This window comes from Bacillus sp. FSL K6-2839, from assembly GCF_038003365.1.
Taxonomy (GTDB): domain Bacteria; phylum Bacillota; class Bacilli; order Bacillales; family Bacillaceae; genus Bacillus.
In genome coordinates this window covers 1,316,389-1,330,930 of record NZ_JBBOOZ010000001.1, presented here as the reverse complement: position 1 = coordinate 1,330,930, position 14,542 = coordinate 1,316,389, and the positions used below count along the sequence as shown (strand labels likewise).

Sequence of the window (14,542 nt, the reverse complement as noted above, 5' to 3'; positions counted from 1 at the left end):
TAGTTACAATTAGTGAATTTGTCAATCAATAAACGGATTTTTCTTTCTATCCCAGTCCTCATATGTCATGATATCGTAGTCTTCTGCTGTATCAAGTTCAAGCGGGGCAATGCATTCAAGCAAATTCTCATCTGGGTCAAGAAAATAGATCGCTGCATGAAATTGCGGCGGATTATCCAGAACTAAAGGCTGTTCCTCTTCTGAAAAACCAAACATTGGGTGAATACTGATGCCTTTTTCAACCAGCCAAGCCTTGATCTGTTCGATACTGGACGTTGTAATTTGAAAGGCAACGTGCCGAGTCGAGGGATGGTATGGAAAGGCATTTATATCTACTTTCCACAAGCCAAGCCAGCTCTTTCCTTTTTCAATCCATAAAAAAGCAACTCGTTCATTTTCGTGAGCAAGTGTCAATTCCAATTTTTCATAAAACGCAATAGATGCCTTCAAATCACTCACAGGTAAATGGGCTTCATACAAACCTTTTATCATCATCAAAACCACTCCTTTTCTCCCTTCTATTCTCCTGGATTTGATGAGATTCCGCCTCAGCAAAACGATGTATTTTATCCCCTTCATTGGTTTGAGAAGAATGATATGTTTGATCTATTGCAGATGGGGGAAGGTGTTCAAATAAAAGAAAGGAGCGGTTCATATGCCTTGGACGATGAACGATTATCCAGCTTCATTTAAATCATTAGACAACGTCATTCGAAAAAAAGCGCTTGAGATTGCCAACAAAATGATACAGGAAGGCTATGAGGAAAATAGAGCCATTCCAATTGCAATCAGTCAAGCGAAAGAGTGGAAGAAAAACGCAACGGAGAAAGAGATAGAGAATTTCTCATCTCATGGTTCTGTCAAACCTTCTGAGGGCAGCAGCTCCGCAAGACCAGAGCTCATGGATCATGCGCAGCATGTCGTCAAACATGAAGAAGGCTGGGCGGTTCAAACAGAGAAAGCAAAACGAGCAAGTGAGGTCAAAGAAACGAAACAAGAAGCAATTGACCGGGCAAAGGAGATTGCATCTAATAAAGGGACTTCTGTTGTTATTCACAGAAAAGACGGGGAAATTCAGGACGTGTTAAAACCGCAATAAGACCGCCCGTAAGCGATCTCAGCGTGTAGGCAAACCCTCGCATTCGTTGTCAGGTATGCGCTTCGGTGCTCACGAATGTCAAATTCGCTCCGCTCCGGTGCTCGTCCTTCCTAGACTTTAAAGGTTTTCTATCACGCTGAAAAGAAGAAAGTGAAGACCGCCCATAAGCGGTCTTTTCTTATGCATTCTTTTCTTTTTTCGCTGGTGCTTTTCTTTTTTTAGGTGCTGCTTTTTTCGCTTTGGCTGGTTTTGATCGATCGATTGAAGCCTGTAGAGCCGCCATTAAATCAGTCACATTGGATGCCGGATCTTTTTTGCCTGTCGTTTCTGGCTGAACCGTATGTTCTCCAGATATTTTATCGCCAATTAAATTCATCAGCTGTTCTCTGTATTCATCTTGATATGCCGCTGGATCGAATGTCGTGGTCAGCTGCTCGATTAAAAGGAGCGCTGTATCTAACTCCTTTTTCACAATGTTTTCCTCTTGGGGGATATTCGGTACATCTGATACCTGTCTAATTTCATCGGGGAAATGAATGGTTTCCATCAGCAAAATATGTTCATAGCACCTAACGATTGCTAATTGCTCCTTTGAGCGGATCATAATCTTCGCCACACCAATTTTTCCCGATTCCTCTAAAGCTTTTCTTAATAATGAATATGCCTTCGCACCGCCAGTATCCGGGGATAAGAAGTAACTTCTTTCATAATAGATTGGATCAATCTCTTCTATCTTCACAAAATCAATGATTTCGACGGCTTTTTCTTCATTTTCTTTTCGCAGTTTTTCTAGCTCTTCATCGTCTAATTCAATGAATTTATTTTTCGCATACTCGTACGCTTTGACGATTTGTTCTGGTGCCACCTCTTCCCCGCAGTTGGCACAAACCTTTTTATAGTTAATGGGCGTGTGACACTCTTTATGCAGCTGTCTTAATTTAATATCTTTGTTCTCTGTAGCAGTAAACAGCTTAACTGGAATATTGACTAGTCCAAAGCTAATGCCGCCTTTCCAAACTGTATGCATCGCGTCGCCTCCGTTCTTTTCTCCTTACTATGTAATGTTTTCATCAGACTTATGTATGCGAATGAAAATTTCATCCCACTCTAAGAACACATCATATGAGGAAGTGACATGACAATGAAACCTATGCGATTAACGGCGGCACATGATATTCCTACCGGTTCAGACTGGGTGTATGAATTAAAATATGATGGCTTTCGGACCATCCTGATGTGGGAGGAAAACGAGATTCATTTAGAAAGTAGAGCCGGAAAACGATTAAACGAACAGTTTCCTGAGGTTATTGAACAGTGCGAACAATTAAGGGACCAGTTTGCTCCTTTTTTACCGCTGACGCTTGACGGGGAATTGGTCTTTTTACTGGATGAACAGCAAAGCGATTTTGCAAAGGTTCAGCAAAGAGGCAGGCTGAAAAACAAAGATGCTATAAAGCTGCAGGCTGAACGGTTTCCATGTCATTTGATTGCATTTGATCTATTAAGATGCACAGGGAGATCCCTTGTTGATTTACCGTTGATGGATAGGAAAAAACAGTTACAGCAAGTTTTCCAAGAAGCAAAACTTCCGCCAACTGTTCAGCTGGAGCACCCTTCCCTTCTTCAACTCATTCATACAGACACAAATCATGAATATATGAAAAAGCTGATGACGGAGTATTTAGCGGAAGGACTCGTTGCGAAAAAAAAGACGAGTAAATGGCACGACAATACCCGGTCAAAAGAATGGCTGAAAGTCAAAAACTGGCGCTATGTCTCTGTCATTGTGACTCGTTTTGATAAAGAAAATGGCTATTTCCAAGGCTGTATTTATCAAGATCATCATCTCACCGAGGTTGTCCAATTCAAGCATGGGTTTTCTAAAGAAGAAGAACAAACGCTGCGTACACTCTTTCAAACAAAAGGCCAGCTAAAAGGAGCATCAGGATATGAAATCCCTCCTTCTATCGTCGCCAGCATTGCTTGTATATCCTTTGATGGATCCGCCTTAAGAGAGCCGCGTTTTTCTTCCTTTTTACTAGATACTGACCCAGCAGCGTGTACGTTTCAGCAAATGCTCAAACAGCTGTATCCGCTCCCTGCCGTGATTGACGTCACTCATCCTGAAAAACCGATTGTGCCGGCTCTTCATCTGAACAAGGCAGATTACTTACTTTATTTGAGACAAGCGGCTCCCTATCTCTTGCCCTTTTTACGTGAAAGACGACTTACTTTAATTCGGTTCCCTCATGGCGCTGGGGATGAATTCTTTTATCAAAAGTCGACACCTGATTATGCACCAGATTTTGTGTTGACCGATCAAGCTGATGATATTGCTTACACGGTCTGTAATGACCCTCAGACGCTTCTTTGGCTCGGTAACCAGCTTGCGATGGAATTTCATATTCCTTTTGAAACAAGGGATACGGACCGGCCGGTCGAAATCGTCTTTGATTTAGACCCGCCATCTGTTAACGAGTTTCACCTAGCCATAGAAGCTGCCAAGCGAATCAAAGCGCTTTTAGACGGGCTCTTTCTTACAGCCTTTATTAAAACAAGCGGCGGTAAAGGACTGCAAGTGTATATTCCATTAAAGAAAAATGCCTTCACATACGAAGAAACGAGATCATTCACCGCGTTTATATGCCAATTTTTATGTGAACAAGCTCCTGAGCTATTTACTTTAGAACGTCTTAAGAAAAAACGCGGCAATCGCTTGTATTTAGACTATATTCAGCACGATGCTGGAAAAACAATCATCGCGCCCTATTCACCAAGAGGAAATGAGCTTGGACTTGTAGCGACACCGCTTGAATGGGATGAACTCCATCAAGATGGACTTCATCCTTCTTTGTTTACCATGCCAGCTGTTATAGAGCGTCTAAAGGAAAAAGGAGATCCATTCCGCCGTATGAGGCATCTTGTAAATGATGACACTTTCAGACAAGTTTTGCATCGGCTTGAAGACATCATACCGGCACATAAGATGGACATACGCGGTCATTAAGCGTTACACTTATTCATTAGAGAGTAAGAAAGGGATGACCATTTTGACCGCACATTCATTTCGAAATATAGCACTAATCTTCTTGTGCCTTTCCGCAGGAATTGTAGATGTGATTGGCTATTTGAGCCTAGGGCATGTGTTTACAGCCAATATGACAGGTAATATTGTGCTGCTTGGCATTGCAGCAGGAAGCTCCTTGCAGCTAACAGCCCTTCATTCCATCACTGCACTGAGTGGATTCGTTCTAGGGGTTTTACTTGCTGTTGTGATAGGCGGAAAGCATGAGAAAACATTTTGGCCAAAAGCCGTTACACGTATCTTTATCATAGAAGTCATGATACTACTTCTATTTGCTCTCATGACCATATTCCCTTATACACAAGGTGCTTATTTTATGCTGATTATCCTTTTAAGTATGGCCATGGGTCTCCAGACAGCGGCCGCCCGCAAATTAAATGTGGCTGGCATTTCCACAACGGTTCTAACGAGTACACTCGCTAACCTATTTGAAGATTTGGCTCAGCGCATTTCACACCGGGAAAAAAGAAAAACTCCTATTCAGCATGTCAGTTTCATGCGAATAGGCTCTATTGTCTTTTACTGCCTAGGTGCCGCTTTAGCGGCATACACAGATGCGTACGATCCGTTTATCATCATTTGGCTGCCTATCTCTATCCTTGGGGTGATTGTGATCACTGCTGCATTTAAGAACTTTCACCAATTGAAATAGCCAATCGTTAGATGGCTATTTCAACGTTCACTCATAACTTCTCACATAAAAACCAGGAGGCCGCCCCATAATGAACGTGGAGCCATACGGATATCCAGAAAATGTCCCGAATCCCCCGTATCCAGGGAAACCGCCTAAACCAGAAAACACACCAGGGCTCACATAATACCCGCCAAAGCCGATATGAGAACCAAACGATCCGATATGTGCTCCCCCACCGCTAAAACCGCCTCCATGAAAACCTCCATAAACTCGTGGATACATACAATCACCTGCTTTCGTCTAACAACTCATCACATCATATGCATGACAAATGGAGCGGTGTTCCGACTTTTCCTTTTACTTCTATGTACAATAGACCAATTTGATAAAATGTGAATGAAAAGTCCTGCAAAAAATTAAATTAAGCAAAGAAAGGTGACCTTTTTAACTTGTTGCGCTGCCCTATGTTTATTTAGAATAATGGGGCAGGTAACAAATTTGCACACCCCCTTTGTTGCGAATTCTTCTTATTAAACGTTCTTGTAGCGTTTAATAAGAAGAGCCTATTAACAACATACAAAAAACCCTTGCTGACGATGATCAACAAGGGCGAGAGATAAATGGTGGATTAACCACCAATGATTTTTTCTGCTACTTCGAAAGAACCCGCAACGTTTTGAGTCAGAACTGACGCAGCGATCGCTAAACCTACAACGAATAATACTTTTAAACCTGTTTTCATCTTAAATCAACCCCATTCTTTTCATATGTAAATCCGCTTCTAAACTTTTGTTCAAGTAAAAAACAGACTGCTCATAAAGTGCTTGCTTTTCACAATACTTAGCCGCAAAATGTGAAAGCTCTTTTACTTCATGATATTCATTCTTCTCTTCTAACTTTCTTAATTTCTCATCAATTTGCTGAAATCTTTGTGGTGCATTCGTTAAGTAAAGGTCATGGACGATGCCTATTTTCAGCTGAAACACTTCATGAGAAGCATCTTTTATTCTGGCATACGCAGCCTCTATATATTGGCTTGCACGCTGCTTTTCACCAATCACACAGAGTTCCCGGCTGATCAGATACGTAGAATGGAAAAAGAAATCCGACTCATAATATTCTTGATGGGACAGTGCTTTTTCAAGATGACGTATTGATTCTTTCGGTTTGTTCCAAAATGAATATAAAATGGCTACATTGTGATGGAGCTGAGCCAGCATAAAGTCATCCTGCTCGTTTGTCAAAACCTCTTCCGCTAGGCGATAATTTTCAAGCGCCTCTTCATACCGGCCGATCTCTGTTTGATTCGCCGCAATGAGAGAGTATGAAAGTGCCGTTCTTCTTTCATAATGCTTGTGCCGTTTATAGACGTGAAGTGCTCTGCGGATATAGCTTAATGAGAGCATGATATGACTAAGTCGGTAGTAAAGCCAGGCCACCTTAAAATCGAAATCAGCACGTTCGATCTCACTTGGAATTTTATCTAAGAGCTTTTCAGCACTTTGATACATTTGCAATGCAACCTCGTAATTTCCTTGATGCTGCTCATACACACCCTCATAAAAATCAAAATAGTAGGCAAGTCGGTTAGACAAGTCATCCTCTTTTTTCCCGTGATGACCTTCTATACTTCTCGTTGAAACACTGCCCTTTTGCCCTCTTAAATTGTACATGAGAATGTGATGCCTCTTCTCAAGAAGAGAATAGTACATAAGAATGTCCGCATCGTCAATTTCCTCTACCGCTTCTTTCGCTTTAGCAAATAACCGTTCTGCCTCATCTGCATGATCTTTTTTGATTTCCATGTTCCAGTCATTTAATAATGATGCCAATTCCGCAACAGGAATCTTGCTCATTCTACACCCCCAATCACCTTCAGCTGCATCACATGATTTCACTAAATATGGAACTTCTATTAGCAATTGCTAATTAGTCCATTTGAGATCATTTTAATATGAATCACTTGAATCTTCAATAACCGTTTCCATTGAAAATGCGTTTCTTTCTTCTAGTCAATGATGTTTGTGTAAAAATTCCGCCTTTTTTCGGTTTTAAAGTAACCAATCATCTCGTAATGAAATGAAAAAGCCCTTTTTTGGGCTTTTTGTCCTTGAACGCTTGTGAGTAACGCCTTCATTTTTGTTTGATAGTTTATCTCTTTCAGTTTACTCATCAACAGGTTTGTCACCTTCTATCAGTCCAATTCAATGCTGTATACAAATCCATATGGTCTTTTATCATATGTGCCTTTGACTATTTTGTGCGATTCGCGTAAAGATCAGCGGCAGAAAGAGAACCCATGGAACTAATCGCAAAATTTACCGAACGAAAAGTCACTTTTAAAAGCTGTTCAATTCATCTATCGCATAATACGATATTACGTCATGCTCCGCCAAAAACGACGCCAGTTATACGCAAATAAAAAAACAAATCAATAAAGCTTTAAAAGTGTTAAAAGGTTTATTCATACATTGTGAAAATTATCACCTTATATAAATAGGTAAATTTAAGGTATTTTTACAAAATTCGACACAAAATGCTTTTTCTCTTTGATACTATTGAATTAACCTATTTACAAATAATAGGTTAATTCAAATTAAGGAGTTGTTTTGTTTGAAAAAATCAACATTAAAAAAAGCTGTATTATCTATCGCCTTTTCTGCAACAATGTTATTTTCTATGAATACTGCAAGTGCTGCTCCGTTAGAGTGGGTCAGAGATGCTTATCCTGATCAGTGGGATTACGTATTAATTAAACAAAATGGGGTAAGTTACACTCAAGTTTGGACAAGTAGTAACAGTTATTTCCTTGTAAAATGCGAAGTATTATCTAACGGAAAATGCTTTGTTTCAAAATAAAAATATTTACAAAACGACTTCCAATTTTGGGGTCGTTTTTTACTTCAAAGTCAAACTCCTCTAAACGGGTGCTTTAAATTAAACCTCATTGAGAGCATAATCCAGGTTTAGGAAAGTCTTTGCTTTTAAACGTGTATACAATCTTTCACTCATACCGATTTCATTATATACCTTGTAATAGTTAATTTTGGAGCATATTTTGGTTTAATCTCCCTAATCTCTTTATACATAGGTTTTTCTTTACAATAACCCTATTAGCATTTTACTATATATAATAAGATCAATAACTTCCGCGCCTCAGCAGCTCTAGAAGGCTAGAGCACTGTAAAACGAATTATAGCTGGCGAGCCGCAAGGTAAGGGTTTCAGAAGCATCAAAAAGCACACTGAGACAGGTGAAATTCCGTAGGGAAGCGTGTTGCCCCTAACCTATGCTTACCGGGTTCGAATCCCGTCTGAGACGTATGAGGTCGATGGAATTGGAGGATAAAACATCATGCATGTGTTTGAAGAATATGTAAGCAATATCGGTAATCCAAAGCTGAAGCAGCGCACACAAGACATTTTACAATGGATTTTAGACACATTCCCTCAATTAGAGCCAAGAATTGCTTGGAATCAGCCCATGTTCACAGACCACGGCACATTTATTATTGGGTTTAGCGTAGCAAAACATCACATTTCTGTCGCACCAGAAGGTAAAGGAATCGATCACTTTTCAGCTGACATTGTACAAGCGGGTTACGATCATGGAAAAAAGATGTTTCGCATGAAGGAAAGCTTGCCAGTTGATTATCCTCTCCTAAAAAAAATTATCGAATTTAATATCGAAGACAAAGCGGATTGTTCAACGTTTTGGCGAAAATAAAAAATACCCCGATCTGAGCCATTAACAGATCGGGGTATTTTGCTGCAACATGTTATTTTGTTCTCTTCCTTACAACTTTCTGCTCAAGCCACTCATAACATGACAAAATGGCATTAACGCTCCTTTGGCATATCGGCAAATATACAACAGCGACCGCTGTTAAACACGCTATGACAGCACCTGCTAAGACATCAAATGGATAATGGACACCTACCCAAATCCTTGAAAAACCAACGGCGCACGCAATGATCAGCCAATAAACATGGCGCTTGTGAAAAAGCCAAAAGATCAGACAAACAGAAAAAATAAAGATGGTATGATCACTCGGAAAAGAGTTATTTACTTCCTTTTGAATCAAAAGATTGACATGACTCATTTCGGCAAAGGGCTGCTGGTTGGAATAAAAAATTCCTGCAATTTTGCCAATTAACTCTGCCAATATGAAAGTAAATCCGGCAGATACGACCATCGCCCTATTGCTGCTTCGATTTTGAAACCAAAAGAACAGACACATGAGCGCTGCTAACAGCACTGTATATTCAGCTAGTCCAATGAATAACGGATTCAAGTAACCATGATCGATACTGAGCTGATTCACCCACCTAAATAAATCTTCATTATATCCCTGCATCTAATTTCATCCCTTTTTCCTCGATTTATGACAAGGATAATTGAAATGAGATGACCGCTCCATCGATCGAACGAACAAACCATGGAATCATATGACATGTTTGTCACTTTGCCGTCACCTGAACATCATTCACTAACTGCTTATAGAGAGTGATGTTGCTCCCATTCCTTTTTTAGCAAAGCATATTGGTACGTGTTTTCATATTTAGGGGTGCCGTCCTCATATGTAGTAAATGAAATAAACTCAAGAAAAAGGCCTTCTTTCCGCATGCCTAGTCGCTCACATAATGCCTGCGAACGGACATTATCATCTTCTACATAGGCATAAAGCCGCCTTGCTGCCTTTTCTACAAATAAATAGGACAAAAGAGCCTCAGCACTCTCACGTGCATACCCCTTTCCTTCATATGCTGCATTGAAATTCCAGCCGATTGAATACGTATCAGGCTCCTCTTTTAAATGAAACAACTCACCGATAATCTGTTGGCTTTCTTTTAAACAAACCGTTACATATGAATGGTCTTCTTTTCTCTGTTGCACTTTAGCCACAGCTTCTTCTAATGAAGAAATTCGATCACTAAGAAAACAATTTACTCTTGGATTAGACAAGTATTCAAGCATCCCTGCCGCATCTTCATCGCAAAACGGTCTAAGAACTAAACGATTCGTTTCTAATTGATTCATAGATGACTCCTCTTTGCATACTTTCGTGTTTTCTAGTCTCTCCATATTTTAGATGACATACACTAGCTTTGACAATCAAGTTGTTGTGAACTGTCTTCAATAACTGTAAAGGGGTCATGGGCGCTGGATTAGCCAAACAAATCAAAAGCAAATACCCCAATGTATACAAAGAGTATAAACAATTATGTACAGAACAAGGAGATGACTTGTTAAGCTCCGTTCAACTCATCACAACTAATGACGGAAAAACAATTGCCAACTTATTTGCTCAAACTGGATACGGAAGAAAAAGAATGCAAACTGATTACGATGCCTTACGCAGCTGCTTACAAAGCCTAAAAGATACAGTAACCCATTCACATGAAGAGAAAAACCGAACTTCCATCGCCATTCCTTACGGGATAGGCTGCGGACTGGCGGGCGGCGATTGGACGATTGTTGAAGACATGATTGAAGAGGTATTGGGTGATTGTGAAGTGACGGTTTATTGGTTTAGATAAAGTGAAAAGAAAGATTTAATTAGAAAAGAATATTGTGTTTTTCGATATTTTTGCTTTCGTGAATCGGTTTCTTTGACATGCTAATCAATACACAGTTGATTCCATATGTATTGATTTTTATTTTGTTGCTAAGTGTTGAATAAGAGCACCATTTCTGCTTGGAATGATGCTCTCAATATGTTCTCTAGTCTTTATTTCTTTAATCTATCAAAACGAATTTTATAACATCTCAAAAAGTTACTCCAATGTAGAGAGGTATTTTTCTAAATGTTTTTTACCAGAATTACTTTTAGGTATAATACCTAGATGATTATATTTCCAAATAGTTTTTCTTTCATGAGGGTTTGTATTCAAAAGGTCATCATAATTAAATTCTATATTAAAATGCCCCGTTTCATCAAATATCATTGTGAAGTTTGTCCAAGGTTCTTGACCATTTTGTTCAAACTCTCTCTTAAGTTCTTGGATACAGTCAACTAATTGATGCCATCTTTCTTTGTATTCATGTTCACTCACTTCAAAAAGTTCAGTGATCTCATGACTATATACCAGTTTACCCTCATTTTCTTTAGATGAAAAATAAAAGTAAACAGTTTGAGAACCTTCAACTACCTCACCATATAAATACACCTTTCCCCATTCAATTGGTATTGTTCCCACTACAACATCAACTATCTCTTTATATAAATGTTCTATTTTTTCTTCATTCATTACTTTTTACCTCCATACACATTGTCGAACCTTTTGAATACCATAAGGAGTCTGACACTTTAATCCACTTTATCGTTTTTTAACCAATTATCCTCCAGAGCTGCCTTTTGATGCGACTGTTTGGACATCATCATGTAGAAGTTGAATCAAACCACTTGATAATAGATTTTTATTTTATACAAAGAGTGCTCTGAGTTTCTTTAGACTGTTTTTCGTTTAGATAGAACGTTGTCAACAACAGTGACTACGACAGCAATAGCAAGGGTAAAAGCCCCAATCCAAGGAAGATAATTCAACAAACCATTTTTTACAGCAATACCGCCGATACCAGCTCCACCTGCCATTCCAAGTTGTCCCAAAGCACTGTGTAAACTAAGCACAATACTTGCTGCAGCAGGAGCAAGTCTTATTAGCTGAAATTGTATTGGCGAACCGGAAGACCAAGCTGCAAGCGCCCAGAAAATAAGCAATACATAGAAAAGAAAAGCAAATTGACCGATAAACGGGAATAACAATAGTGCAATAGCGTGGAGTACCATTCCTCCAGTTAATGTCCGAAATGCTCCCCACTTATCTGTACTAAAACCTCCTAATTGGGCTCCAATAGCACTAGCAATACCAAATATAAAGAGAGCTGTCGTTACCCCATGGTTACTCATTCCGAAAATGTCTAGGAAATATGGCGAAATGTACGTAAATACAACCGAATATGCACCTAACCATAGAAAAGTGATAAGCAAGTAAGCTGCGATACGTGGTTTCATAAAAAATTTAAACTGCTCACGCAAAGGTACGGGTTCTTCAGCGACTGTTTTTGGAAGAGCGAACAAAGTTAAGACAGAGAAAAGTAATCCTACTACACCAAGTCCAATGAATATGACATTCCAATCATAATGTGAAGCCACAACTCTACCTATAGGTACACCTGCAACCAAAGCAGAACTTTGTCCCATAATAACTGTAGCAATCGCACCTCCTTGCTTTCCTGGAGCTGCTAAAACTGCTGCAAGGGTTAGAACTGTGACTTGCATAACACCAGCACTAAGGGCAGAGATTATTCTAGCTGCCATTAGCATTTCATATCCTGTAATCATCGCAATAAGAATATTTATGACAGAGAAAACGGTTAAAGCATAGACAAGAAGTTTTTTTCGGTCCATTCGAGCAAACATAGCAATTAGAAAGGGTGTCCCTGCACCAAAAGCTACTGAAAACACAGTGATTAACTGTCCTGCAGATGAAACTGAAATGTGATTGCCCTCAGCAATTTTGTCTAAGATTCCTGCAATCACATATTCTGATGTACCATTAAGAAAACTAATGGCAGCTAATAAATAAATTTTCCACATATTTGACAAAATAATTCACACCTTTTATTTCTATATTTCTAGAACAATAGATTTAAGTTCAAAAACTAACCGCACGTTTAAAAAATTAATGAGAAAGAGCTACTCTTTACACGTGGGTAGATTGACCTTTATAGTTTTTTATTTAATGTTTTAAAAACTGACAAACCATGAATTTAACACGATTATGATAACGATAGGTGATTGCTTTAGTGATTTTTTCTAAAGTACTAGTAATAGATAGACTTAGAAGTCCCAATAAAAAACCGAAGATAGCATACCAAGCAAATCAGCCATAATCGAGAAAAGTGAAACTATACCTTTTTTTGCATATCTCTGTAAGTTCAGAAACACAAAAAAAGAGAAATCACGTCATCACATATGGAGCATACTTTCTGATCAACTCACGGTCTAAGATGTAGTATACATATGTGCTCTCTTTATGAGTACTAAGAAGTCCACAATCAGTTAACTGTTTTAAGTGATGTGATAAAGTTGATCCAGCAATTGATTCAAGTCTTATCCCGATATCCGAACAACATAAATTTGCTTCATTAACAAGCAAACGAGTAATTTTTAATCGTGTTGGTTCACCGAGTGCTTTATATATTTTAACCGCTTGCTGTAAATTCGAGTTATTCTCCATTATTATCACCCCCTTTCTGAATAAATACATCATATGAGTACAAGCTAACCTTACAGTTACAAGAATAGATTTATTTCACAGATAACCCCTCTTCTTTAGCATGAGCTCGCTTCGTAATTTTCCATCCCAGTAACATAACAATGAAACCTAAAAGTATAAGAACATATAATGTCGGAACGAAGCTTCCTAGACAATCATGAAGAAAGCCGATGATAAATGGGCCCACTGCACCAATCATATATCCAATTGCTTGAGTCATTGCTGACCAAGTACTTGCTTCCATAGGGGACGATGCCTTATCTATCGGTAATAATAAAGTTAGTGAGACAAGACCACCACTACCAACCCCTAAACATATACTTGCAACAATAGGTGTCACGTTTGTAAAACATAAAAGGGATAATCCAGTCATTACACTGAGGGTAAAGATTGTAATCCAAAGTCTTCTACTTGGTAGCACCCTCAAGAGACTAGGCAATAAAAGAGTAGCTGGCAACTGTGCAATCATAGCTATTGTACCTACAAGACCACCAAATGCTGACGTCCATCCTTTTTCCTCTACGATGGCTGGCAGCCAAGCTGCAAAACAATAAAACATAAGAGTGACAAGCCCTACAAAAGAGGTTAATAACCACGCCTTTTTATTTTTTAATGGCAAGGAGGCATTTCTCTTTTGTGATGCTGTATGTGTATGAGAATGTTTAATGACCATAAGCCAAAGTGGAACAGCGATTAGAGCAAGAATACTCCAGAATGCTAATCCGTTTTTCCATGAATTATTGAGCCAGTGTTGAAGTGGTGTCGTTAGCCCAATAGAAATGGATGCTCCAACTACCATTGAAGTAGAATATATGCCTATCATGGATGCTGCCTTCTCCGGAAAGTGACTTTTAATGAAACCAGAGAGTAAAGGACTTACAATCCCAATTCCCGCGCCAATGAATAAAGCCGTTATCAATAGATAGACTGACGAATTTGTAAAGACACGCGAAAACGTTACAATACCTATAAAAGCGATAAAGAATGTGATGGTTTTCTCTGATTGATAGCGATTTGCTAGACGACCAGCGAATAACGAACAAAAACCAAAACATAATAAAGGAATAGATGTAAGTAGACTAGCCGAAGCAGAACTCATACCTAATTCATTTGTTATTCCGTGCAAAACTGGACTAACTGAAGTTATACCAGGCCTAAGATTAAATGCAGCTAATATAAGTGCAAATAGAAATAATCTATTACGATTGATCATACTTGTTACCTCCGATACTTTTCTTGATGCGCAATCCTATTTAATGGTACATGAAGTCACAGCATAAATAAAATGCATATTAATCATATAATATATAACAAAATTGATATGATGGTTTCAGTGTAGAAGCAAGCTGCTGTTATGTAATGCAGATGAAAAAAGCTGAAGCCTCCAACGTTAGGAGTCATCAGCTTTTTAAGCTTACTTTTTCTATTCTTCAATTAGGGAA

The 14,542-nt window shown here is 38.9% G+C and carries 15 protein-coding genes and 1 pseudogene; 6 read left to right on the top strand and 10 right to left on the bottom strand.

Annotated features, from left to right (window positions below; genetic code table 11):
- Positions 1-21: 21 nt before the first annotated feature.
- On the bottom strand, positions 22-495 hold the full coding sequence (locus MHH26_RS06440) for a VOC family protein (RefSeq protein ID WP_106037251.1): 474 nt from the start codon (positions 493-495) through the stop codon (positions 22-24).
- Between the two features lie 160 nt (positions 496-655).
- Between MHH26_RS06440 and MHH26_RS06435 the strand changes: the two genes are divergently transcribed.
- Entirely contained in the window at positions 656-1,099 is a 444-nt protein-coding gene (locus tag MHH26_RS06435) for a DUF2188 domain-containing protein (RefSeq protein ID WP_095285204.1), read from the top strand.
- A gap of 178 nt (positions 1,100-1,277) precedes the next feature.
- Here the strand turns inward: MHH26_RS06435 and ku are convergent, their stop codons facing one another.
- Positions 1,278-2,126, bottom strand: coding sequence for a non-homologous end joining protein Ku (gene ku, locus MHH26_RS06430; RefSeq protein ID WP_106037743.1), 849 nt, complete (start codon positions 2,124-2,126; stop codon positions 1,278-1,280).
- Positions 2,127-2,240: 114 nt separating this feature from the next.
- Here ku and MHH26_RS06425 point away from each other — a divergent pair, with 114 nt between their 5' ends.
- On the top strand, positions 2,241-4,106 hold the full coding sequence (locus MHH26_RS06425; RefSeq protein WP_307500661.1) for a DNA ligase D: 1,866 nt from the start codon (positions 2,241-2,243) through the stop codon (positions 4,104-4,106).
- 34 nt (positions 4,107-4,140) lie between these two features.
- On the top strand, positions 4,141-4,836 hold the full coding sequence (locus MHH26_RS06420) for a YoaK family protein (RefSeq protein ID WP_307499667.1): 696 nt from the start codon (positions 4,141-4,143) through the stop codon (positions 4,834-4,836).
- A 27-nt stretch (positions 4,837-4,863) separates the two neighbouring features.
- Here MHH26_RS06420 and MHH26_RS06415 read toward each other — a convergent pair whose 3' ends face one another.
- The gene (locus tag MHH26_RS06415; protein ID WP_307499666.1) at positions 4,864-5,100 is read right to left on the bottom strand and encodes a hypothetical protein; all 237 of its coding nucleotides are present in this window, start codon (positions 5,098-5,100) and stop codon (positions 4,864-4,866) included.
- A 461-nt stretch (positions 5,101-5,561) separates the two neighbouring features.
- A complete protein-coding gene (locus tag MHH26_RS06410) occupies positions 5,562-6,674 on the bottom strand; it encodes a response regulator aspartate phosphatase (protein ID WP_307499665.1) in 1,113 nt (370 codons plus the stop codon).
- 757 nt (positions 6,675-7,431) lie between these two features.
- Between MHH26_RS06410 and MHH26_RS06405 the strand changes: the two genes are divergently transcribed.
- Together MHH26_RS06405 and MHH26_RS06400 are read left to right on the top strand one after the other, a co-directional pair.
- Positions 7,432-7,677, top strand: a complete 246-nt coding sequence (locus tag MHH26_RS06405) for a hypothetical protein (RefSeq protein WP_034660753.1) — start codon at positions 7,432-7,434, stop codon at positions 7,675-7,677.
- A 495-nt stretch (positions 7,678-8,172) separates the two neighbouring features.
- Positions 8,173-8,544, top strand: a complete 372-nt coding sequence (locus tag MHH26_RS06400) for an iron chaperone (RefSeq protein ID WP_034660752.1) — start codon at positions 8,173-8,175, stop codon at positions 8,542-8,544.
- A gap of 52 nt (positions 8,545-8,596) precedes the next feature.
- Here the strand turns inward: MHH26_RS06400 and MHH26_RS06395 are convergent, their stop codons facing one another.
- Entirely contained in the window at positions 8,597-9,175 is a 579-nt protein-coding gene (locus MHH26_RS06395) for an undecaprenyl-diphosphatase (protein WP_307499663.1), read from the bottom strand.
- A gap of 140 nt (positions 9,176-9,315) precedes the next feature.
- Positions 9,316-9,858, bottom strand: a complete 543-nt coding sequence (locus tag MHH26_RS06390) for a GNAT family N-acetyltransferase (RefSeq protein WP_307499662.1) — start codon at positions 9,856-9,858, stop codon at positions 9,316-9,318.
- Between the two features lie 113 nt (positions 9,859-9,971).
- Between MHH26_RS06390 and MHH26_RS06385 the strand changes: the two are divergent.
- Positions 9,972-10,358, top strand: a pseudogene (locus MHH26_RS06385) (macro domain-containing protein); the annotation flags it as partial.
- A gap of 237 nt (positions 10,359-10,595) precedes the next feature.
- Here the strand turns inward: MHH26_RS06385 and MHH26_RS06380 are convergent.
- The 4 genes from MHH26_RS06380 to MHH26_RS06365 all read right to left on the bottom strand — a co-directional run bounded on the left by MHH26_RS06380 (position 10,596) and on the right by MHH26_RS06365 (position 14,313).
- A complete protein-coding gene (locus MHH26_RS06380; protein ID WP_099725746.1) occupies positions 10,596-11,069 on the bottom strand; it encodes an antitoxin YezG family protein in 474 nt (157 codons plus the stop codon).
- 200 nt (positions 11,070-11,269) lie between these two features.
- Complete coding sequence (locus tag MHH26_RS06375) at positions 11,270-12,418, bottom strand: MFS transporter (RefSeq protein WP_340973793.1); 1,149 nt, start codon at positions 12,416-12,418, stop codon at positions 11,270-11,272.
- 364 nt (positions 12,419-12,782) lie between these two features.
- Complete coding sequence (locus MHH26_RS06370; protein WP_189293827.1) at positions 12,783-13,061, bottom strand: ArsR/SmtB family transcription factor; 279 nt, start codon at positions 13,059-13,061, stop codon at positions 12,783-12,785.
- Between the two features lie 70 nt (positions 13,062-13,131).
- A complete protein-coding gene (locus MHH26_RS06365) occupies positions 13,132-14,313 on the bottom strand; it encodes an MFS transporter (protein WP_340972762.1) in 1,182 nt (393 codons plus the stop codon).
- Positions 14,314-14,542: the final 229 nt, after the last annotated feature.